Origin of the sequence: Roseofilum acuticapitatum BLCC-M154, from assembly GCF_030068475.1 — a bacterium.
GTDB classification, from domain to species: domain Bacteria; phylum Cyanobacteriota; class Cyanobacteriia; order Cyanobacteriales; family Desertifilaceae; genus Roseofilum; species Roseofilum acuticapitatum.
In genome coordinates, this window is sequence record NZ_JAQOSP010000090.1 from 1 (window position 1) to 20,398 (window position 20,398).

Below are 20,398 nucleotides of genomic sequence, written 5' to 3' on the forward strand. Positions count from 1 at the left end.
GGAGGAGGCCAACCCATGGGTGTACCAGGAGGTGACGAAGGTGGTTCCGGTGAGCCAACCGCCGATGGCGAGGTAGGCACAGGGGAATAGTAGGAGTCCTGACCATCCGATGAAGACGAAGCGATCGCGCTTGAGCCAGTCGTCGAGGACATCAAACCATCCTCTTTCACTGGGGGCGCGTCCGACTGCGATTGTCATTGAGCAAATCCTCTGACGTTACAAATTTAAATCAATTGCAAGGGATGAGTTCCCAAGGCTTCCCTGGGCGGATGTTTAAGGGGTAGACTCCTGGATGGTAAAATCCTTGAGTGTCTTTCCCTATAGGAGAATGACCTCTCCACTTTCAGGAACAGCCATTACTTTAATTAATTTGTCACTGGAGCTTCTACTCACGAGCAAATTAATCTTTCTTAACATACCACAAGAAAGCAGAAGAGGTATCCAATTCCTTAAGGGGATTGGATTTTCTGCATAATATATATAATAAACAATCTGAGAATTTTTACAATATGTCACACATTTTCTCATAAAAGAGGGGGGCTAGATTCGATGGCAGTGGGCGATCGCCATTGGGTCAATGCTGGGCAAAGAGTAAGGTAGAATCAGAAAGCACTTTTAATTTGGTATAGCGATCCAATCTTACCCAGACCTATGACGGCACAAGGAACCTCCTCACCAACCGACAAAAAAGTTTTACGCCAATCGATTCTCGGTTCACGCCGACTGAGTAATTATGCTTGGGCAACTATCATTTCTACTGGCGCAACCGGCTTTTTACTCGCAGGGATATCGAGCTACTCACAAGTGAACCTGATCCCCTTTAGCAATCCCACTGAGCTAGTTTTTGTGCCTCAAGGTTTGGTGATGGGCTTGTATGGCAGCGCTGGGATATTACTGGCACTCTATTTGTGGCTGGTGATTCTGTGGGATGTGGGCGGCGGCTACAATGAATTTAATGCGAATACCGGTAAGGCGAGGATCTTTCGTTGGGGTTTTCCGGGCAAAAACCGTCAAGTGGACTTGACTTATGCCTTAGAGGATATTCAAGCAGTGGGGGTAATCATCAAAGAAGGACTCAATCCCCAACGGAAAATTTATCTGCGGGTTAAAGGAAAAGCCAATATTCCCTTAACCCGTGTGGGACAACCCATGAGCCTCTCAGACTTAGAAAATCAAGCGGCAGAGTTAGCCCGATTTTTAGAAGTGCCTTTAGAAGGACTCTAAGTCACTGATTCGGTACAATCAATCCGTAGCCTTGGTAACAGAAATTAAGTCAATTCTACTATGCAACTTAGACCAAAATATTGGGTCATCGCGTTAATGCTTTTGGGGGCATTGGCGATCGCCGGATGCACTCAAACCCCATCATCTCCAGAATCAGATGCCTCGCCCCAAGCCACCCCTTCCCCCTTAGCCAGCTCCGATCCCAATCGCCCCTTCAATGGCTTGCCCACTTTGGAGGGTGAAGCTACGGTAGTGATGACAGTGAAAGGCTCACCGATTACCATTCGGGTGGATGGCACAAAAGCGCCGGTAACGGCCGGAAATTTTGTCGATTTAGTCGAGCGCGGGTTTTATGATGGTCTGACATTTCATCGAGTTGTCCGTGAGCCTCAACCCTTTGTGGTGCAAGGAGGCGATCCCCTAGGCAACGGAACCGGTGGATTTGTCGATCCGGCTACGGGACAGGAGCGGCAAATTCCCCTAGAAATTACCCCACAAGGAGAAAACCAACCGATTTATAGTCAGACGTTTCAGGTCGCCCAAATTACCAAGCCTCCCGAACTTCAGCATACCCGTGGAGCGGTGGCGATGGCCCGATCGCAATTTCCCGATTCTGCCTCCTCCCAGTTTTACTTTACTTTGGCGGATCTGTCTTTTCTAGATGGCAATTACGCCGTATTCGGCTATGTTACCGAAGGCATGGACGCAATCGATCAAATTCAAGAAGGCGATCGCATTGACTCAGCGCAAGTCACCCAGGGTTTGGAAAACTTAAAACGGTAGTTCTAGAGTGGGTCGGGTGGGCAGCAGAAGGGGCGATAGGATCGAACTTCTACACCTCTTGCCCTGCCCACCCTACGAGATCTAGGGAGAGGGAGTCGATTGATCTCCCCATTCCCCCATCCCCCCATCCCCCCATCTCCTAACCTATATGGCACGCCATCGATTATTTGGTCTATTCTCTCGCGCCTTGCGTTTGGCCGCACAATCTAATCGCCGTAGAATTCCCCTTGATGAATGGTCAGAAATACAACAGCATCAGAACCGCCAAAGTCTAAAACGGCGTTCATTTCTCAAAAGCGCCGGAATCTTTGGCGGTGGAATGCTCTTGGCTGCTGGAGGTCAATCTCCCGGTGTTAAGCTGTGGGCGCAAGATGTAACTGACCCCAAAATTGCCATTATTGGAGCGGGGATAGCAGGTTTGAGTGCTGCCTACCACCTGAAAAAAGCAGGCTACCGCGCCACCCTTTACGAAGCCTCAAATCGCGTCGGTGGCAGAATGTATACCGTTAAAGATGTGGTCGGTAAAGGTCTCTGGGTAAACTTGGGTGCTGAGTATATCAATAGCGACCATGAGGATATGCTGGCCCTAGCCCAAGAATTCCAGATTCCTTTGCTCGATCGCTTTGTCCCTGAAGAATTGGCTCTCAAGGATCTCTATTATTTTGATGGGCAAACGATCTCCGAAGCCAAACTCGCTGAAGCGCTTCTCCCCGTTGCCGAGCGAATTGCTGTTGATAGCGATCGCCTGGATGAAGATTGGGAGAATGTCAGTATTGAATTAGATGCGCTCTCGGTGGCTGAATATGGCGATCGTATCGGCCTATCGGGATGGTTGCGAGAATTCATCGAACTCGTCATGATTGTCGAGATGGGACTCGAAGCCGATGACATCACAGCCCTGAACCTGATCTGGTTGCTTCCTACTGTGGATGAGCAAGGCAATGTAGAATCAACTGGATATTCCGATGAACGATATCTAGTTCAAAATGGCACGCAAGCGATTACCGATGCCCTGGCAGGAGAATTACAGAATCAAATTGAGACAGGAATGGCCTTAGAATCCATTCGGCAGCAAGGAGAGCGATTTAGACTCACCTTCAACTCTACCGATGTAGACGCAGATATCGTCGTTCTTGCCATTCCCTTTAGCGTTCTTCGTTCCGTTCCCATGGGTGTATCCTTGCCCCAGACCTTGCGCCAGTTTATCGACGAGGTAGGTTACGCCAATAATGTGAAAGTGACGGTCGGCCATAACCAACCCGTCTGGCGAGACCAAGGATTAAGCGGTCTGGGATATACCGATCTGCCCTTGCAAACCTTTTTTGAAGCTTCGCAACTGCAACAGTCTGAACTGGGAGCAATGACCTATTATCTGGGAGGAGATATTGGTTGGAATAGTCAGCGCTACAGCGTTGAAGAGAATGCTCGTCTCTATACCGAAATGCTCGATCCTTTCATTCCTAATCTACTCAAAAGCTACAATGGCAAAGCGGCTCGCTTCCATTGGCCGACCTATAGTTATGCTTTAGGCAGCTATGCTTGCTTTAAGCCAAGGCAGTATACAGGATTTGCTCAACATCACGTTTACATCGAGGGCGAAGACGAGCAGAATGTTCATCACGGGCGCTTGATTTTTGCTGGAGAACATACCAGTGATGAACATCAAGGCTATATGAATGGTGCGGCACAGTCGGGACGTTTAGCCGCGAAAACAGTGTTAAGGCAGTTGGGAGTTGTGGCATCTTCTGAGTCTCTTTTGCTAAACTCAATCCAGTCTACCGAGTAAGAAAATGACAGAAATTACCATAACAGAATTACCGGAAAGCTTACAAAATCTACTGATAGAAGTTAAACAGACCAAAATTCCGCTCACGATTATTCATGAAGGAAAACCATTAGCCATTGTTTATCCTGCCACTAAGCCAATTGAACGTCCAAGCTTTGGGGTAATGAAAGGTACAGGTGAAATTGTGGGAGATATCATTGAACCAGTTGCCGAAGCTTGGGATGTTTTGGCATGAAAGTTTTGCTAGATACCCATATTTGGCTTTGGTATTTACTCGGTAATCAACAATTACCAATACGCCTACAAACTGTAATCGCCGATCCCAAAACTCAACTCTGGCTGAGTCCGATCAGTATTTGGGAAACACTTGCTACAGTTGATGCCCATCTTATAGGACATTCATGGTTACCAACAATATAATCTTAGCGATCGATGACTCAAGCTAAACCCCAATTCTACAATTTTGATGAATTTATAAACTGGTATCCGGAAAACTCAGAAGTCCGATACGAACTGCATGATGGAGTCATTATCGAAATGCCCAAGCCAAGGGGGAGACATTCCCATCTAGCCGGTTCCCTGATGGAGCAACTCTTGATTGTGATTCGGCAGATGGGAAAAGGAGGGATTTGGACGATTCCTAGAGAATCAATTGTCAAACCTAAACGGAAACAATCAGGATATGAACCGGATATTATCGTTTTGAACCAAGAACTGATGGGTATGGAATCTCGGTGGGAAAGCGAATCTATTCTTCAAAATCCTGAATCAGTCCAATTAATTGTCGAGGTGGTTTCTACGAATTGGCGCGACGATTACTATAATAAATTTCGAGATTATGAAGAAATGGGTATCCAAGAATATTGGATTATCGATTATGCCGCATTGGGGCCAAGAAAGTTGATCGGCAACCCCAAGCAAGCAACATTTTTTGTTTGTAATTTAGTGGATGGCGAATATCAAATGACGAGTTTCACTGACAATACTCCCATTATTTCTCCGACTTTTCCTCAGTTCAACTTATCAGCACAGGAGATTTTTAATCTATAGCGGCTCCTCTTCCCTCATCTCCAGATCCCGATAGGCATTGAGGGCGGCTTGTTTCACGTCGTCAGCAACGATGGGGAATGTGGTTAAAATATGGGCAAATTCCGTGGCGGTGAGACCGTATAAATGGGCAATGATGCCGTCGAGTTCTGCCCTCAGTTTGCCCCGTTCGGTTTCATCGGTAACGCCGTTTTGGTGGGAACCTAAGCCGACTTCTGCGGCTAAGTCGTCAAATTCGGGGGTGGTGCAAATCAGTTTAGCCGCTCTCTCCACAATGGGATTGAACCAAGGATCGCCTTCTTGTAGGCGGGGTACAGGAGTGGAATAAACGTAGAAAAAGTTTAAAGTAGAAGATACTTTCTGGCGAGTCATCCAATCAATAACAAAACTATTTAAAATTCCAGAAAGAAGTAATAATTCACTATTTTTTATAATTCGTTTTCCTGCATCATAGATTCTAGAATTTGGCAATTTATTTCCATGGAATACGCCAAAAGTAATTGTTGATATAAACGTTCTTGCATCAGTGCTTCGGGCAACATCACGAAACCCTAAACGATAATTCTGATAATCTAAGATTTGACCACTATCAGTTCCTTTTTTTCCGATCGCAGCTTGACGACCTTCTTTTTCATCTACCCAATAACGAGGTTCTGCAAACTGATGAGTAAACTGATGGATCATCTTACCTTCATAAAGCGGTAATCGCCCCTCCCCTGGCTCAGTCTTGAATAAATGACTATCATTCGTCATATCAAATTCACGAGTAAGCTTTAAATTCCATTTGCCTGCAATGGTTTCACCCAACAAAGGAAAGCGCGTCATCTTCTGGGAAATTTGCATATCCATCTCGCTCTTAAACTCCATCACCGACAGAGAATCCGGAGACAAACGACGAATCAGATCCACATCTAAATGAATATCATCCGCTCCCGGAAAATCTAACAACTCCTGCACCTCATGACGCATAAACCGAGTCGGGAAAGATTGGGTTTTTCCCCCTTTCTCAAAGCTCAACACCACAAACTTAAAACGACTATCAACACCCTCAAAAATTGCTTTGCGATTTTCAAAACAAAACAACCCCGTTACCTGAGTTTGGGAAAACAGCAGTTCTCGCAGTTGTTTCGTTCCCAAATCTGTATAAATGCCACTCGGAATGACAATTCCACATTCTCCCCCTGAGCGCAATAAATGAAAACAGCGCTCTAGGAACAACTTATAAAGATTAATATCTGTCCCCTGCTTGCGTCCATTCACCACCGAAATTTGATTCTGATACTCTTGAGCAGAGCGATAATACAAACTCACATGGGGAAACTGACTCTTATACTCGCACCAAGCTGCGGCAACTTCCGGATCTTGTAACAGTTTTTCCTGCTCCTTCTCAAACGTTTTAATATCCATCTTGTTTTTCGTCACCAAAGCACTGTAGCGAGCAAAAAACTCTTTCGCTTGAGGCTTGAAAATCTCCCAAGGCGGATTGGCAATAATCGCATCAAACCCACCCCGCGCAAACACCTTATCAAAATGATAGCCCCAATGGAACGGCTCCAGAGCATCGATATCTGCCCGGTTTAGCACCCGCTTCTTCGGCTTCCCTGGCAGTTGCGCTTCTTCATATTTAATCCCCAACTTCGTACTAAACTCATCTAACAAAATCTGATTCAGTTTAACCTGAGACTCCCGGTTAATCTCATCGATATGATTTCTGAGTGCCAAAATACTTTGATCCTTGGAGCGCTCCTCCGCATCCCGTTGCTCATCCGATAAAAAAGCGTGTTTTTTGTACAGCTCAATACTCTTGTTTTTCTCCGCCAGAATCTTCTCATATTCAGAAGCCGCTAGGGAGTTTAATAAATTGCCCTGAATAAAGGTTTTCCCCAACAAATTAAGCTGAGTCGGTTCAATGGCTGATGTCTGCTTTTGAGCTGCACCCAACCGATTAAACGCATCCCCATCCACCCGAATCAAACCCATCAGAGAATTCCCCGCCATAATGTTAAAATCCACATTGGGCAAAGGTTCGAGATCTTCCACCCGCTCCACGGAAGCCACCAGCGCCAAAAACAAGCGCAACTTGGCGATTTCTGTGGCTTCTTCCATGATGTCTACCCCATAGAGATTATCGGTAATAATCCGCTTTTTGATGTAATACTCTAGGGAGTTATGGCCGTTTTCGCTATTATGAGGTATGTTTTGATCCCCCCAACCCCCCTTAAAAAAGGGGGCATTAGCGAAAGTCTCCCTTTTTAAGGGGGATTTAGGGGAATCGACGCTTAACTTCTCATCTGTGGAGTGAGCTACGCGATTGATAACTTGCTGATAAATGGGGATTAACGTCTTCATGGCTGCGACTAAAAAAGCCCCAGAACCACAAGCGGGATCGAGTAAGGATAATTGGGGTAAAATGTCCTTGAGGAGCAGGTGACAGAGGGAGTCATCTAAGCCCTCTAAAAGCTGCTCTATATCCGTGAATGCTTGGTTAGCGCGACGATTTACCCGGTCTAAAATTAACTTGTTGATCGTGCGATCGCACAAATATTCGGTAATTTGCGGACGGGTATAATAGGCTCCAAACTCCTTTTGATTGATATACTTCTCGAAAATATAGCCAAGGACATCGGGGTTAATTTCGTTACTCTCTTTTTCCGCGTCGGGGCGATCGTTTAAGTGCCAAGAATAGCGACTAAATAAATCCAAAACATGGCGAAAGGCTTGATTTTTAATCTCAATCTGGGGATACTTCTGCTCAATGGCATGACGGAGGAACAAGCCGCCATTCAGGTAACAAATTTTGCCTAAGCGCTGCCGAATCTCTGGATGGCGATCGGCTTCTAGCTTGGCAAACCCTTCAAAGAACAGATCCTTGAGAAAGCCATAAAAGGGGCGATCGCTCTCCTGACACTCTGCTAACTTATGCTGTAAATATTCACTGTTGCCCCCATCGAGGAAATACCGTCTTTGCAAGAAATAGACAAACATCAACCGGTTCAACAATACGGAAGCATACCACCGGCGATCGCCGCTATCTTCTATCCCTTCAATCTCCAGACAAAAATTCTGATGTAATCCCTCAAAATCCTGAAAAAATTGCTTCGTAACCTGTTCAATATTAAAGCCTGATTTCACCCGTTGCACCACATCCACCAGGGTTAAATCCTCTTCTTCCGAAATATCAACGGCTAAAGCTTCTAGCTTCTGAATTAAAGCTTCTGCCGCTTTCCCCACCGTATAAGTATGAAATCTAGGTTTTGGCGTTTGCCCCGGTTCCTGCTTCACCCACATCCAAACCTGTTTGGTTTGCGCCCGGTCGGTAAAAATGAGTAAATGGGATTGGGAATACTCGGTTAATTGCCGATCTAACTGTTTTTGTACCTTGCGCTCTGGAATGGTTTCACTAACACACTGATAAACCGTAAACCCCCGCTTCTGGGCAATAGTTTCCACCGGAAAAATTTGCTCCTGCACTTCAAGTGGGATCTGGAGATGATCTAGGGTATCCCAACCGAGTTCTTCGATAAATAAGGATTCAAAGTCAAAGGTTTTCAGATAGTTTTCGGTGCGTTTACGATTGAGTTTCATGAGTATGGGGGAGTGGGGGAGTGGGGGAATAGGGGAATGGGAATTACGATGGAACCCATATATAGAGGATTGGTGCCCTGCGCTTCGCTAACGCACCCTACTGCTACTGCTGGCTAGAAGAAGTTCCTGTAAGTTGAAAAGGAGAGGGTTTTGGAGCAAAAGCATAGTAAGTTCTCTGACTTTGTTCTTCCTGACGTTTGAGATCTTCATATAGCGCTTGTAGATCGTTATTGCACTCCTCCATATACGCCCTTCGTGCTTGACGGACTTCTTCAACAATAGAGTCAGGTTTCATCATTATCCTCCATTAATTCTTCAGGGGTACAAATAACTGAGGGTTCATAACCTCTTTCACGACAGATTTGTTCAATCTTTTTTCGGGTTATGGCATTGGCAATATGTTTGCAATTCCAAGTGAGTAAATAATCCATCCCATTGATCACACTTATCGCAATATGCAGAGAATCTGCTGCTGCTGTTTGGGGAATAGTAGCCTTCCTTAAAAAGAGTTCAGACAGTTCTAGGGCAAGAGGAGAAATTTTTAAAGCAGCTAGGGTTTCCAGTAAGTCTAATCTTTCTTGTGCAGCATTAGGGTCTCCCCTACGAGCTTCTTGAATAACGAGTTCTGAAATATAAATCTCAAATTTAGGACGCTCAGTTACCCACCACTCGCTAGTAATTTGTTGATGCCCAGCAATAATAAGGTCACGACTAGGACGTGCTGTGAGGTAGCTAATAACAGAGGTTTCAACGTAAACGCTAGGCATAATATTATAAACCTCTTTGGTTGCCATGTTTCTCTCCTAATCTCCTGTATTTTCCGTGGATTGCTGAAATTGGACTCGCTTATACAGATCGGACAATTTAATTGTAACATTAACTGACTGCAATTCTACGATCGCCTCTTCGCCCATCAACTCGGTGAGCAGCCATTGATGCTCGCCCACCTTACGATAGAGTTCGACACGATAGGTAAATTGATCGATTAACAGATATTCCTGTAGCTGGGGAATGGAGCGATAGAGGGTAAATTTCTGGTTTTTATCAAACCCTTCTGTGGAAGCGGATAAGACTTCGGCAATGAAACAGGGATTCGTCACCGCCATCTGTTTACTATCGGTAAAATTTGGCTCTCCTTCAATGACGAGGACATCGGGATAAACATAACTCTCGAATGCAGGCAGCCACAAGCGCATATCACTGACAAATACAGAAAAATCCAGATCCTCTAACGCAAACAGCAAGAGAGCATGAAGTTTTCCTGTAAGTCTATTATGATTCGCCGATGCACCCGCCATTTTGATGATTTCTCCTTGAATAAACTCGCTTTTGTCAATGTTCCGATTTTCCTGTTCTAGATACTCTTCAATTGCGCTCTGTTTTGTGATGGCAGTAACCATATTTCACCTCCTATATTTTTGTCTTGTTCTGAGCCTTGAAGATCGTCCTAAATCCCTATTAAAAAGGGGTGTTGGGGCGATCGCAATGTAGCAGGGGAGCAGGTGCCCTGCGCTTTCGCTAACGCACCCTACGATCTCTGCCAAGGGAGAGGGTTGAGCAATAGGGTAGGGTGGGTTAGGCGGCTAAAACCTAGACTCTGACAGCAATCTATCAATCCGCCGTAACCCACCATTTTAAAGTTGTCACGGCACTGCCCACCTTACTGGTTGTGCCCCCTTCCCCCAACCCCTTCTCCCACGGGAGAAGGGGAGAAAAGTCCCTCTCCCTTGGGAGAGGGATTTTCCTGCGGACATGAAAGGGAGAGGGTTGAGATCATGATAACCGGTCAAATAAACCCATGGAACAAATGACTTTAGCACCTTCAAAATCACCGTCTGCACTCACTACACATAAGGCATCATGTTCCATTAGATAGGTGACGTTTTGGGCTAAATGTTCGTCGGAAATTCCAGCCCGTAATTCTCGATTTAGAGAGGCGATCGCGTTTTGTTTGAGAGGATAGTTATAGATCATCTCGATCGCTTTCTTTAAATGCTTCCACTCTTGACCTTGAGCTAAAATAGGCGTAGTATTCTCTACATACTCGCAATAAGCATTTAAGCGAGTGTAGATCTTTGCCCTAGCGCCCTTCGGACTGCCCAAACTCCCGGAAACTCGTTTACTTTGCTCGCTAATCTGTTCGGAAGCCTTTTTCACTAATTCATAATGTTGGGGATGATGCTCTAGGGCTGGTGTATCGATCGAACACCGAGCCATGCGTAAAATTCGCATTTGGGACTGGGTGACGCTATGTCCCTCGGCATCCACCCAGGCGAGGGCATCGGTTCCTTCAGCCGTCCGTAAATAGAGCAAAACGCCCTCCGGATCTAAGGTGGTGGGTTGATGATGGCGGGTGGAGAGGACGACATCAGGTAAGTCTTGAATCATCCGTTTTAAGCGGGGATTGGCATCAATGGCGGTTTGCCAAATTTGTAGCGCTTCTGAGGTTAAATCAACTTCGCCAGAGTCTTCATCTTCGTCTAAAATATTGGCTTTTTCATGATAGAGATTTAATAAGACTTCTCGCTGTTCGTCGTCTTCAAAAAAGGCTTCATCGGTTCCGACGACTTCCTGATTTTCTTTGAGGCGATCGCGCAAACGCCCCCGCAGATTAATCAACTCTTCGACTCCTTCTGCGGGCAAAAAGGAATAGCAGAAAATTTCATCAGCTTCTTGGCCGATGCGATCGACCCGTCCAACGCGCTGAATTAAGCGAATAATCGCCCAAGGTAAGTCATAATTGACCACAATCCGAGCATCTTGTAAGTTTTGCCCTTCACTCAAAACATCGGTGGCGATTAATACTCTAATTTCTTGCTCTGGCGAGATGGTTTTCTGATTGCTTTGGGGACTAAATCGGTGGGCGAGGGTAGTCGGATCGCTCTGAGAATTGCCGGTAACTAAACCGATATGGGTGATGCCTTGGGTTTCTAGAGCTTCAGAGAGATATCGAGCAGTATCGGCAAACTGGGTAAAGATGAGGATTTTTTCTTGGGGATGTTGGACGCTGACGAGTTGAATGAGCGATCGCAACTTGCTATCTTCAGTGGCATCCCAAAACCCGCCAATCGCCAAAATTTCCCTCAATGCTTGGGCATCCTGGCGTAAATCTGCCGCCAGTTCGGGGGTAAAGAACCGGGGATGAATCCACTTAAAGCGGTTCGGATAGCGATTTTGATAGAGATCGTAGATGGTTGCCGCTCGTGCTTCCAATTCTACCGGGTTAAATCCAGCCGCATCATCTCCCGGTTCCTCAGTATCTTCATTACAGAAGTTGACTCCGCTATCCCCTGCATCTCGATCCCCCCAACCCCCCTTAAAAAGGGGGGCAGTAAAAGTCCCCCTTTTTAAGGGGGATGTAGGGGGATCGTTCCGACTGTCTCTCATTACCGCGTAAAGTGTTGTATCTCCCATGTCGGTAGCTTCCCAATCCTGACTCAGCAAGCTATCGCTATCCTCATCCGTAGTGCTATCGAGCAAGAGAGCATCTTGGCTGCCAATGGGAATGGGCAAATTCTGGGCGATCGCATACAAATAAACCGAGTTGCGTAAAATATGACGCTCAATGGACTGAAGAAAAGCCGCGCCACTACTTTCTAGACGCTTAAATAAATTGGTGCGGCAAAACCCCATCAGGCGCTGCCCTGCATGGGAAAGATTCGCCAAAATTTTCCGCTCTGCTTCCGTGGGCTGCAAATGGTCAAATCCAGTAACCAAGCTCATTTGACCAGGTGAAGTTTTACCCTTGGTTTTCTTATTTTTGGGGGGAGATATCACATAATTACCCAAACCATAGCGAGGCAAATGCAAGCGGTTGATCGTATCCACCACGCGATCGCTATACAGCCGCGCATAGGGATCGGTGGCTGAATCCGTGCTAAAGGTTACTGTCCGAGGACGGCGCAGAGGAAAATAGAAGCGATCGCCATTAGCAAACTCTAAATAAGCGCCTCGTTCATCCTGTTTAGCATAGGTATTTTGAATAAATCCCCTGGTTCGTCGCAACATATAGCGATTCATCAACTGCTGCCAATCTTCCGGCCGATCGCTCTGTTCAAAAGCCATCAGCGATCGCACCGGTGTCGCCGGGTGTCGCCATACAAATTTCACCTCTCCCCCCATGTCGCGAATATAAGCTTCTGGCTTAATGCCCAAATCCTGTTCTGGACGCAAAAATAGACGCAACTGAGCCGATAAATCTAAATAGTCTTTGTTATAAGGCGTTGCCGTCAGCAAAATACACCGACTCCCACTTTCCTCCACATACTTCTTAATCGCTTGATACCGTTTCCCCTCCCGGTTGCGGAGGTTATGACTCTCGTCAATCAGCACTAACCGAAATCTTGCGGGCACTTCCGGTAAGATTTTTTCTACTTGGCTAACGGGAACCACTTTTCCCCGTAAGCCATATCGATCCACATACCCTTGCCACATCAATTCCAGATTCTTGGGACAGATGATCAAGGTACTCGTCCCATATTCTTCTTCGCACTTATAGGCGATCGCCGTTCCCACCAGGGTTTTGCCCAAACCCACCACATCCCCAATGATCACCCCATGGCGCTTATCAATATGCTGCATGGCTACCCGCACCGCTTGCTCCTGAAATTCCAATAAGCCAAAATGTTTGGGCGCTTGGTAGCGACTCAAGCCATCCCGCGCTTCCTGGGATAGGTGATAGGCCATCTTCAGGTAAATATAAAAAGGCGATCGCTGTTTACCGGCCCAGCTTTCATCAATCACCTCAATTAGATCTTGGGAAATATCCAGGGAAAACCGGTCTTCCCAGCGATCGGTAAACCACGCTTCTAGCTTTTGGGTATCATCGCGATCGGTGACTTCCACATTCAGTTCCCCCTGACCCCTGAGACCGGAAAAGGTCAAGTTACTACTGCCCACATAGGCAATACGGGGAGTAATGCGATCGCCGCGATAAATCAGATAAAGCTTGGCATGGAGCAGATGGCGCAGGAATAGCTTGACCTCCAGTTTGCCCGCTTCTAACTGGCTCTGCAATCGTTTTAGACTCGCTTCATCCTCGGTCGTCGGCACACCATAGGTCAACTGCTCCCGAAACTCTTGGGCCATGACTTTTTTGAGTGGCAGGGTCTGCTCCTGGGACATCTTCAGATTGCCTCGACCAATGGCTAGAAGGCTTTTCAGATGGTCGTTGGGGAGTTTGTGCATTCCCACTAATAAACGACAATTGTGGCCTGCACCCGCCCTAAATTGCTCGACTTGGGCTTCTAATTTCCCCCAACCTCTGAGGTTAAAATAGCCGACACAGAAATCGGCCCGATAGGCTTGCTGCAAGACCTGCTGGAGTTGGGGCAGTAAGGGAAAATCACAATTATCATAAATACCAGACATAAGGTTAAGTGGCGATAGAGTCGTTTTCGATATTATGACAGTGGTTGTTGTTACTGGATTGGGTTTAGTCTCGGCGTTGGGATGGCGCGATCGCACTTGGGAGAAGTTACTCAAGGGAGAATCGGCGATCGCCACAGCCCAACCCTTCCCCGAACTCGAACCTCGTCCCCTCGCCATGATTGCCAATTCCCCGGCCAATTTACGGGATCTGACTCGTCAGTTAGTTCTGGATACTCTCAAGGATGCGGGGATGACTCCTCCTTTACCCGATCTGGCGATTGTGATTGGATCGAGTCGTAGCGCTCAAGGCAGTTGGGAGGCGATCGCCGATCGGTTTTTGACCGGCCATCCCAATTTATGCGATTGTCTCGACTATTTGCCCGATCTGCCAGCGCGAATGGCGGCTCAACTCACCGGGAGTCAAAGCATTGTTCAAGCGCCCATGAATGCTTGTAATACGGGCATGTGGGCGATCGCCCAAGGTTATGAACTGATTCGCACCGGTAGAGTGCAACAGGTGTTAGCGGGAGCCATTGAAGCCCCCATTACCCCCTTAACCCTAGCCGGATTTACGCAAATGGGAGCCTTAGCGAAAACCGGATGTTATCCCTTCGATCGCGATCGCGAAGGCTTAGTTTTAGGGGAAGGGGGCGCATTTCTGCTCCTAGAGTCCCTAGAGTCTGCCCAGCAGCGCCAAGCCTCCATCTACGGTCAAATTCTGGGAGCTGCCTTTACCAGCGATGCCTACCATGTGAGCGCCCCCAAACCCGATCGCACCAGTGCGGCGATCGCCATTAAAACCTGCTTAGAGCGATCTGGCTTAACTCCAAGGGCGATCGATTACATTCACGCCCACGGAACCAGCACCGTCTTAAATGATGCCGCCGAAAGTCACCTCATCGAGCATCTCTTTCCCCCAACCGTTGCAGTCAGTTCCACCAAAGGCGCAACCGGCCATACCCTAGGCGCTTCTGGAGCATTAGGGATTGCCTTTTCTTTAATGGCCATCAAAGATCAAATCTTACCCCCTTGTGTGGGCTTAAAGGAGCCAGAGTTTAATCTCAACTTTGTTCGCTCTGCTCATCCTCAATCGATTCAACACTGTCTTTGTCTCAGTTTTGCCTTTGGTGGGAACAATGGGGCGATCGTTCTTGGGAATTATAGTTGATTCAATTAAGGTTGAGACACTCACAAGTAGGGTGGGCAGTGCCCACCTTACACATTGAGTTACATCATGTCTCATTGTTATTTAAATTGACTATAAAAATGAGATCAAATCCGGTTAAACAATCGCCAGCTTTTCCCCAACTCATTTATTAAAAGACATAACGACAAGCTAACCAAGCAATCAATACCCCTAAGAGTAAGCCCATAATCACTTGAAATGGGGTATGGCCAAGCAATTCTTTAAGACGGTCTTCATTAAATTCTGGATTTTCCTGGAATAATTCATCAATAATTTGATTAAGGATACGAGCTTGTTTACCGGCAGCTTGGCGCACTCCTGCGGCATCATACATGACGATGATGGCAAAAATGGTAGCGATCGCAAATTCCGGACTAGACCAGCCACTGGTCATACCGATCCCAGTGGCTAGGGCAGAAACCAGGGCAGAATGGGAGCTGGGCATTCCTCCCGTAGTGACTAAAGCCCGAATATTGAGCTTTTGATTTTTAATCAAATCTACGACTAATTTAATCGCCTGGGCACTCAAACAAGCAATCAAAGCGACAATTAATATCCGGTTTCCCAGAATTTCATTCACAACCTGCATTCCTCTTCTCTAATAACTTCGGGCAGTAATAAAATCGGCGATCGCCAATAGGGGTTGTGCCGCTTCCCCATACCCCTCTAACTGGGCTTTAGCTTGTTCAATTAAAGTTTTACTTTCTTGTTTCGATTTCTCAATTCCCCAGAGACTTGGATAGGTCACTTTTTGCGCTTGGGCATCTTTACCACTGGTTTTGCCCAGTTCCTCAGAAGTGGCGGTAATATCGAGGATATCATCAACGATTTGAAAAGCCAGGCCGATATTCTTGGCATATTGACTCAGACGCTCTAATAATTCTGGGGATGCCCCGGCTAACATGGCTCCAGAAACCACAGAAGCTTCGAGTAATGCACCCGTTTTGTGGGTATGGATATAGTTTAAGGTCGAGATATCCACATCCGATTTCCCTTCCGATTCGAGATCTACCACCTGTCCACCGACTAACCCGGCTGCACCTACAGCACTCGTAACTTGGATAATCACCTGTAACAGGCGATCGCTCGGCACGCCTTCAGTCTCACGGGCAATATGTTCAAAGGCATAGGTTAACAAGCCATCCCCGGCTAAAATAGCGATGTCGTCGCCATAAACTTTGTGGTTGGTGAGCTTACCGCGACGATAATCATCATTGTCCATGGCGGGTAAATCATCATGGATCAAAGACATGGTATGGAGCATTTCTAGGGCGCAAGCAGTGGGCATTGCCATCTCTATTGTGCCCCCAGATAGCTCGCAACTGGCGAGACAGAGGATGGGCCGTAGGCGCTTACCCCCAGCTAAGAGGGAGTAGCGCATGGACTCATAGAGGGTTTCTGGATAGAGGAGGGGAACGGCTTCTTCTAGGGCGGCTTCTACTTGGCGCTTGCGATCGCCTAAATAACTGTTTAAATCAAAGGCGATCGCCGATTGAGGGGATTGCATGTCGTTTGTTAGTACCATTCTAAATGGGATTGAATTAAGGCTAGATCTTTAAATTTAAGCGATCTTTTGCCGGTAACTCCATACTGTATTTTGCAATAATATGGCGACAGTCATCGGCCCGATTCCACCGGGAACAGGTGTAATGGCGCTACAGATGGGTTTGAGAGCTTCAAAATCCACATCTCCGACTAATTTGCCCTTGCCCTCATGGTCGATAATGCGATTAATGCCGACATCAATCACTACCGCACCCGGTTTAACCCATTCGGAGGTAATCATCTGGGGTCGCCCTACGGCAGAAACCAGGATATCCGCAGAGCGGGTAATTTCTGATAAATTTTGCGATCGCGAATGGGCAATAGTGACCGTAGCATTGGCTTCGAGTAACATTAATGCCATGGGTTTGCCGACTAAAATACTGCGTCCCACCACCACGGCATTTTTGCCAGAGATCTCAATGTCATATTCTTTCAGCAGAGCCATCACTCCTTCAGGGGTGCAACTGCGAAGCCCCATTTCCGAACGCACCAATTTGCCTAAATTAGTCGCGTGCAGTCCATCCACATCTTTGCGAGGATCGATATGATGCAACAGAGCCACCGCATCTAAATGATGGGGTAGGGGAAGTTGAACTAAAATTCCATCCACGCGCTCGTCTTGGTTGAGTGCGTGGATGGTGTCTTCGAGTTCGGCTTGCTCGGTGGAGGCTGGGAAAGTGCGACCGAAGGAAGTAATACCAATGCGATCGCAAGCTTTTTGTTTATTTCTTACATAGACCGCACTCGCTGGGTCATCTCCCACCAGGAGTACCGCTAACCCCGGAGGACGACCCATTCGGGATTGTAAGGACTCAATTTCGGCTTTTAAGCTCGCTTTGATGGTGCGAGCTGTTACTTTACCGTCGAGAATTTTTGGGGTGTCGTTTGCCATGCCAAGAATCAATAGCGCTCCGCGCTGGTAATGGGTAGTAGATAATGGGTAATGAATCATTCATCCCTTTCTTGACTTACCACTTCTTTTTGTTCCTGGCAACTTTCGCTAGAATCGAGGCGTAATTTTGAGTCGATCTTAGATGATGCTCTCATGCATAAGCGAAGGGTTGGGAGGTGGCCATTGATTAGCCTGATGTTAATAGCCAGTTTGTGGGGATGTAATCTGGAGTTTCCTTCACTATTAGAGTTGAGTATACCTTCTGATTCGATTACTGCCATTGGGAATCTGTCCCCTACGGCTTCTGAAATGGTCTCTGTTCAGGGTGAGGTCGTTAAACTGATTCCCCTGCTTAATACCTATGCCTATCAGTTACAAGATGATACGGGAGTGGTGGTGGTGATTGCACCCGCAGAGTCCGAGAGTCCGGCGATCGGGGATGTAGTGAAAGTGCGGGGCCAACTGCGCTATCAAAGTATTCCTATTCAAGGGCAGGAGTTAGGGGAGGTCTATGTGGTGGAGGTGGAAAGACAGTTCAATTAATGATTAATGATTAATATAAAATCAGCTTAATTGGAGGAGTGGGAGCATCTTGCTCCCTGAATTTTTAATATGGATGGACAACCCACTCAGGTGGCTTTAGCGGTTTTGTATCGTGAAAATCGTTATCTGATGCAACTGCGCGATCGCATTCCCAACATATTATATCCAGGATTTTGGGGCTTGTTTGGGGGGCATTTAGAACCCGATGAGTCCCCAGATCGGGGGATTCGACGGGAGTTACTCGAAGAGATTGGCTATTGTCCGCCCCAATTGCATAAGTTTGGCTGCGATCGCGATCCGGGAATTGTACGCCATATTTATCATGGTCTTTTAACCGTGTCTCTAGAAGAGTTAATTCTGGGTGAAGGGTGGGATATGGGGTTAATTACCCCAGAGCAGGTGCAAGAAGGAGAAGCTTTTTCGGTTAAAGCGAATGAGCTGCGGCCCTTGGGAACTCCCCATCAACGTATTGTCCTCAGTATAATTAACGCGGGTTTGGGGTAAGCTGTTCTACGGTTCGAGCGTCTACTAGGATGGCTAAAAAACCGCGATCGATTAAAGATGTTAAGGTCGCCGTCGCTTCTTCTTGACTTTCACTCTGGAGCGCTAATAAATAGGGATTACCCTGGAATCTTACCCATGGGATAGCCGTTCTTAAGAGCATTTGGAGTTGCATCGGGGTATCCGGTTCATTATTGGCATTGACTAAGACCGCAAACCCTGAACCGAGGGAGGTTAAGTGGGCAGGATTAACCCCCCTATTGACGGGGGTCGGGGCTACTATTTGTCCGGTAGGTGGAGTAATGATTACTACTTGTAAGCCAGTGTTTTCATTGATATATTGACTCCAACGCTGACTCACTTGGCCATTGGCTAGGTTACGAATTTGGGTGACAATTTCGTTATTGTATTGGCAGACTTGGGCGGTTTGATTGGAGGGTAAGAGATAATTCAGAAGTTGTTGACTTGAGGGGTCAGGAGTCCGCACGAAAAGCATGTATTCCCCTGGGTTAGGGGGAGAACAGGGAAAGCGGTTGGTTTGACCCCAGACTGGAGGAGAACAGAGCAAAAAAGTGGATAATCCGGCGATCGCCCTCAAGAATTGAGTCAGACTAGAGCAGTTAGGGTGAAAAGGCATAGGAGTAGAATCGATTTCTTGAACAGTATAACTGTGCCATCTTTCCCTATTTTTCTCTTCGCCTACCACCTAACCCAATTTAGTCTGAACAGGTTATCCATCTTCTAGACTTAAGAGGAGGCAACGAGGGAAGCTAAGGGGTCAGGAATAGTGGCTGATGGGGCTTGAAATTCACCCGTCAGCACATATTCTAAGCGAAGTTTGAGCCAAGTGATAAGTTGAGGGTCTGTAGAAATAATTGCGGCTGCGGGTTGGGGACATTTGCCTTTCGCCTCTTTAAGTTCTGGGGCTTCCAGAAAGGCAGGTTGGGGAACTAACCAAAAGTCGATTTCTTTTTCTTTTTCTTGGTAGTTACGAGTTCTTTCCCGTAAAACTTCTTCGAGGGGTTCGTCTTCCATGAGGAATTTCTTGCTGGCGAGGACGTAGTAATAAGTGGTCATAGGGTTTGGTTTAGGTCAGTACAGAAAGTTATTTTATCGGTAAATGGCTCCTGTCGGCAAAAGGCTATCTCCCCATCTCCCCATTCTTAGGGCGTTGTCCCCAGAATAGCGTGTTTCATCTCCCGCACGGCTCGTTCTAGGCCGACTAGGGCAGCCCGACTAATAATGGTATGGCCGATGTTCAGCTCTTCCATGCCGGGAATGCAGGCAACGGGGTAAACGTTCCAGTAGGTGAGACCATGGCCAGCGTTGACCCGTAGTCCCAGAGTACGCGCTTGTTCGCACCCTTGGGTGAGTAAGTGTAGTTGGTCTCGTTGTTCGTTTTCTTGGTGGCTCTCCGCGTAGGTTCCGGTATGCAGTTCGATAAATTTGGCTTTGATGTCTGCGGAGGCTTGGATTTGGTCAGGGTTGGGGTCAATAAACAGGCTGACGGGAATACCGGCATTTTGCAAGGTTTGGACGACATTGGCGAGTCGTTCTCCTCCGGCAATAATGTCTAAACCCCCTTCTGTGGTCACTTCTTCTCGACGTTCGGGAACCAGCGTGATATAGTCGGGTTGGATCTCTAGGGCGATCGCCACCATTTCCTCCGTAGCAGCCATTTCCAAGTTCAGATGAGTCCGCACCGTCTGGCGCAAGAGTCTCACATCTCGGTCTTGAATATGGCGACGATCTTCCCGCAGATGCACCGTAATCCCATCTGCACCACCGAGTTCAGCTAAAACTGCGGCCGCCACCGGATCGGGTTCTACCGTCTTGCGAGCCTGACGAATCGTGGCAATATGGTCAATATTTACACCTAGGGTGGGCAATCATCTACCTCCTATGGGTTCATCTCATGGGTTTTCCATGGGTTATT

19 protein-coding genes and 2 pseudogenes are annotated in these 20,398 nt (G+C 47.1%); 9 read left to right on the top strand and 12 right to left on the bottom strand.

Features of this window, described 5'->3' with window-relative positions:
* A pseudogene (locus tag PMG71_RS13325) lies at nt 1-198 on the bottom strand (photosystem II D2 protein (photosystem q(a) protein)); the annotation flags it as partial.
* A 453-nt stretch (nt 199-651) separates the two neighbouring features.
* Here PMG71_RS13325 and PMG71_RS13330 point away from each other — a divergent pair.
* The 6 genes and pseudogenes from PMG71_RS13330 (at nt 652) to PMG71_RS13350 (ending at nt 4,843) form a co-directional block, all read left to right on the top strand.
* Nucleotides 652-1,224: a photosystem I assembly protein Ycf4 gene (locus PMG71_RS13330; protein ID WP_283754188.1), complete on the top strand. Its 573-nt coding sequence runs from the start codon at nt 652-654 to the stop codon at nt 1,222-1,224.
* A gap of 60 nt (nt 1,225-1,284) precedes the next feature.
* Nucleotides 1,285-2,007 carry a peptidylprolyl isomerase gene (locus tag PMG71_RS13335; protein ID WP_347179283.1) on the top strand — a complete coding sequence of 241 codons (723 nt, stop codon included), beginning with the start codon at nt 1,285-1,287 and terminating at the stop codon, nt 2,005-2,007.
* 148 nt (nt 2,008-2,155) lie between these two features.
* On the top strand, nt 2,156-3,793 hold the full coding sequence (locus PMG71_RS13340; protein ID WP_283754189.1) for a flavin monoamine oxidase family protein: 1,638 nt from the start codon (nt 2,156-2,158) through the stop codon (nt 3,791-3,793).
* Between the two features lie 4 nt (nt 3,794-3,797).
* Nucleotides 3,798-4,028: a type II toxin-antitoxin system Phd/YefM family antitoxin gene (locus PMG71_RS13345; protein WP_283754190.1), complete on the top strand. Its 231-nt coding sequence runs from the start codon at nt 3,798-3,800 to the stop codon at nt 4,026-4,028.
* Nucleotides 4,025-4,162, top strand: a pseudogene (locus tag PMG71_RS23920) (type II toxin-antitoxin system VapC family toxin); the annotation flags it as partial. The gene PMG71_RS13345 and the pseudogene PMG71_RS23920, both read left to right, overlap by 4 nt.
* A 63-nt stretch (nt 4,163-4,225) precedes the next feature.
* The gene (locus PMG71_RS13350; protein ID WP_283754191.1) at nt 4,226-4,843 is read left to right on the top strand and encodes a Uma2 family endonuclease; all 618 of its coding nucleotides are present in this window, start codon (nt 4,226-4,228) and stop codon (nt 4,841-4,843) included.
* Here the strand turns inward: PMG71_RS13350 and PMG71_RS13355 are convergent.
* The 5 genes from PMG71_RS13355 to PMG71_RS13375 form a co-directional block, all read right to left on the bottom strand.
* The gene (locus PMG71_RS13355; RefSeq protein WP_283754192.1) at nt 4,838-8,425 is read right to left on the bottom strand and encodes an Eco57I restriction-modification methylase domain-containing protein; all 3,588 of its coding nucleotides are present in this window, start codon (nt 8,423-8,425) and stop codon (nt 4,838-4,840) included. The two genes, PMG71_RS13350 and PMG71_RS13355, sit on opposite strands and share 6 nt — an antisense overlap.
* A gap of 103 nt (nt 8,426-8,528) precedes the next feature.
* Nucleotides 8,529-8,720, bottom strand: a complete 192-nt coding sequence (locus PMG71_RS13360; protein WP_283754193.1) for a hypothetical protein — start codon at nt 8,718-8,720, stop codon at nt 8,529-8,531.
* Nucleotides 8,710-9,219, bottom strand: coding sequence for a type II toxin-antitoxin system VapC family toxin (locus PMG71_RS13365; protein ID WP_283754194.1), 510 nt, complete (start codon nt 9,217-9,219; stop codon nt 8,710-8,712). Before PMG71_RS13365 ends, PMG71_RS13360 begins: the two co-directional genes overlap by 11 nt.
* Before the next feature lie 9 nt (nt 9,220-9,228).
* Nucleotides 9,229-9,825: a Uma2 family endonuclease gene (locus tag PMG71_RS13370; protein ID WP_283754195.1), complete on the bottom strand. Its 597-nt coding sequence runs from the start codon at nt 9,823-9,825 to the stop codon at nt 9,229-9,231.
* Between the two features lie 373 nt (nt 9,826-10,198).
* Complete coding sequence (locus PMG71_RS13375; RefSeq protein WP_283754196.1) at nt 10,199-13,795, bottom strand: helicase-related protein; 3,597 nt, start codon at nt 13,793-13,795, stop codon at nt 10,199-10,201.
* Between the two features lie 34 nt (nt 13,796-13,829).
* Between PMG71_RS13375 and PMG71_RS13380 the strand changes: the two genes are divergently transcribed.
* A complete protein-coding gene (locus PMG71_RS13380) occupies nt 13,830-14,963 on the top strand; it encodes a beta-ketoacyl-ACP synthase (protein WP_283754197.1) in 1,134 nt (377 codons plus the stop codon).
* Between the two features lie 148 nt (nt 14,964-15,111).
* Here the strand turns inward: PMG71_RS13380 and PMG71_RS13385 are convergent, their stop codons facing one another.
* Genes PMG71_RS13385 through folD form a run of 3 tightly spaced genes read right to left on the bottom strand, consistent with a single transcriptional unit; the run spans nt 15,112 to nt 17,418 of the window.
* Entirely contained in the window at nt 15,112-15,570 is a 459-nt protein-coding gene (locus tag PMG71_RS13385) for a divergent PAP2 family protein (RefSeq protein WP_283754198.1), read from the bottom strand.
* Nucleotides 15,571-15,579: 9 nt separating this feature from the next.
* Nucleotides 15,580-16,506, bottom strand: coding sequence for a geranylgeranyl diphosphate synthase CrtE (gene crtE, locus PMG71_RS13390; RefSeq protein WP_347179284.1), 927 nt, complete (start codon nt 16,504-16,506; stop codon nt 15,580-15,582).
* 36 nt (nt 16,507-16,542) lie between these two features.
* Nucleotides 16,543-17,418 carry a bifunctional methylenetetrahydrofolate dehydrogenase/methenyltetrahydrofolate cyclohydrolase FolD gene (gene folD / locus PMG71_RS13395; protein ID WP_283754200.1) on the bottom strand — a complete coding sequence of 292 codons (876 nt, stop codon included), beginning with the start codon at nt 17,416-17,418 and terminating at the stop codon, nt 16,543-16,545.
* A gap of 195 nt (nt 17,419-17,613) precedes the next feature.
* Here folD and PMG71_RS13400 point away from each other — a divergent pair, with 195 nt between their 5' ends.
* Together PMG71_RS13400 and PMG71_RS13405 are read left to right on the top strand one after the other, a co-directional pair.
* Complete coding sequence (locus PMG71_RS13400; RefSeq protein ID WP_283754201.1) at nt 17,614-17,961, top strand: hypothetical protein; 348 nt, start codon at nt 17,614-17,616, stop codon at nt 17,959-17,961.
* A 69-nt stretch (nt 17,962-18,030) separates the two neighbouring features.
* A complete protein-coding gene (locus PMG71_RS13405; RefSeq protein ID WP_283754202.1) occupies nt 18,031-18,465 on the top strand; it encodes an NUDIX hydrolase in 435 nt (144 codons plus the stop codon).
* On the opposite strand, the gene PMG71_RS13410 is transcribed toward PMG71_RS13405, so the two are convergent.
* From PMG71_RS13410 to PMG71_RS13420, 3 genes are all read right to left on the bottom strand, one after another.
* A complete protein-coding gene (locus PMG71_RS13410) occupies nt 18,446-19,099 on the bottom strand; it encodes a hypothetical protein (protein WP_283754203.1) in 654 nt (217 codons plus the stop codon). The genes PMG71_RS13405 and PMG71_RS13410 overlap by 20 nt on opposite strands.
* Nucleotides 19,100-19,209: 110 nt before the next feature.
* Nucleotides 19,210-19,539, bottom strand: a complete 330-nt coding sequence (locus tag PMG71_RS13415; RefSeq protein WP_283754204.1) for an MgPME-cyclase complex family protein — start codon at nt 19,537-19,539, stop codon at nt 19,210-19,212.
* Nucleotides 19,540-19,625: 86 nt separating this feature from the next.
* On the bottom strand, nt 19,626-20,351 hold the full coding sequence (locus PMG71_RS13420) for a pyridoxine 5'-phosphate synthase (RefSeq protein ID WP_283754205.1): 726 nt from the start codon (nt 20,349-20,351) through the stop codon (nt 19,626-19,628).
* Between the last annotated feature and the right edge of the window lie 47 nt (nt 20,352-20,398).

What these genes read in the sequence shown, in the direction of transcription:
- PMG71_RS13350 (WP_283754191.1), top strand. Translation starts at nt 4,226, where the DNA reads ATGACTCAAGCTAAACCCCAATTCTACAATTTTGATGAATTTATAAAC.
- PMG71_RS13375 (WP_283754196.1), bottom strand. Translation starts at nt 13,795, where the DNA reads ATGTCTGGTATTTATGATAATTGTGATTTTCCCTTACTGCCCCAACTC.
- PMG71_RS13415 (WP_283754204.1), bottom strand. Translation starts at nt 19,539, where the DNA reads ATGACCACTTATTACTACGTCCTCGCCAGCAAGAAATTCCTCATGGAA.
- PMG71_RS13355 (WP_283754192.1), bottom strand. Translation starts at nt 8,425, where the DNA reads ATGAAACTCAATCGTAAACGCACCGAAAACTATCTGAAAACCTTTGAC.
- crtE (WP_347179284.1), bottom strand. Translation starts at nt 16,506, where the DNA reads ATGGTACTAACAAACGACATGCAATCCCCTCAATCGGCGATCGCCTTT.
- folD (WP_283754200.1), bottom strand. Translation starts at nt 17,418, where the DNA reads ATGGCAAACGACACCCCAAAAATTCTCGACGGTAAAGTAACAGCTCGC.
- PMG71_RS13380 (WP_283754197.1), top strand. Translation starts at nt 13,830, where the DNA reads ATGACAGTGGTTGTTGTTACTGGATTGGGTTTAGTCTCGGCGTTGGGA.
- PMG71_RS13340 (WP_283754189.1), top strand. Translation starts at nt 2,156, where the DNA reads ATGGCACGCCATCGATTATTTGGTCTATTCTCTCGCGCCTTGCGTTTG.
- PMG71_RS13400 (WP_283754201.1), top strand. Translation starts at nt 17,614, where the DNA reads ATGTTAATAGCCAGTTTGTGGGGATGTAATCTGGAGTTTCCTTCACTA.
- PMG71_RS13405 (WP_283754202.1), top strand. Translation starts at nt 18,031, where the DNA reads ATGGATGGACAACCCACTCAGGTGGCTTTAGCGGTTTTGTATCGTGAA.
- PMG71_RS13330 (WP_283754188.1), top strand. Translation starts at nt 652, where the DNA reads ATGACGGCACAAGGAACCTCCTCACCAACCGACAAAAAAGTTTTACGC.
- PMG71_RS13360 (WP_283754193.1), bottom strand. Translation starts at nt 8,720, where the DNA reads ATGAAACCTGACTCTATTGTTGAAGAAGTCCGTCAAGCACGAAGGGCG.
- PMG71_RS13365 (WP_283754194.1), bottom strand. Translation starts at nt 9,219, where the DNA reads ATGGCAACCAAAGAGGTTTATAATATTATGCCTAGCGTTTACGTTGAA.
- PMG71_RS13370 (WP_283754195.1), bottom strand. Translation starts at nt 9,825, where the DNA reads ATGGTTACTGCCATCACAAAACAGAGCGCAATTGAAGAGTATCTAGAA.
- PMG71_RS13385 (WP_283754198.1), bottom strand. Translation starts at nt 15,570, where the DNA reads ATGCAGGTTGTGAATGAAATTCTGGGAAACCGGATATTAATTGTCGCT.
- PMG71_RS13335 (WP_347179283.1), top strand. Translation starts at nt 1,285, where the DNA reads ATGCAACTTAGACCAAAATATTGGGTCATCGCGTTAATGCTTTTGGGG.
- PMG71_RS13345 (WP_283754190.1), top strand. Translation starts at nt 3,798, where the DNA reads ATGACAGAAATTACCATAACAGAATTACCGGAAAGCTTACAAAATCTA.
- PMG71_RS13410 (WP_283754203.1), bottom strand. Translation starts at nt 19,099, where the DNA reads ATGCCTTTTCACCCTAACTGCTCTAGTCTGACTCAATTCTTGAGGGCG.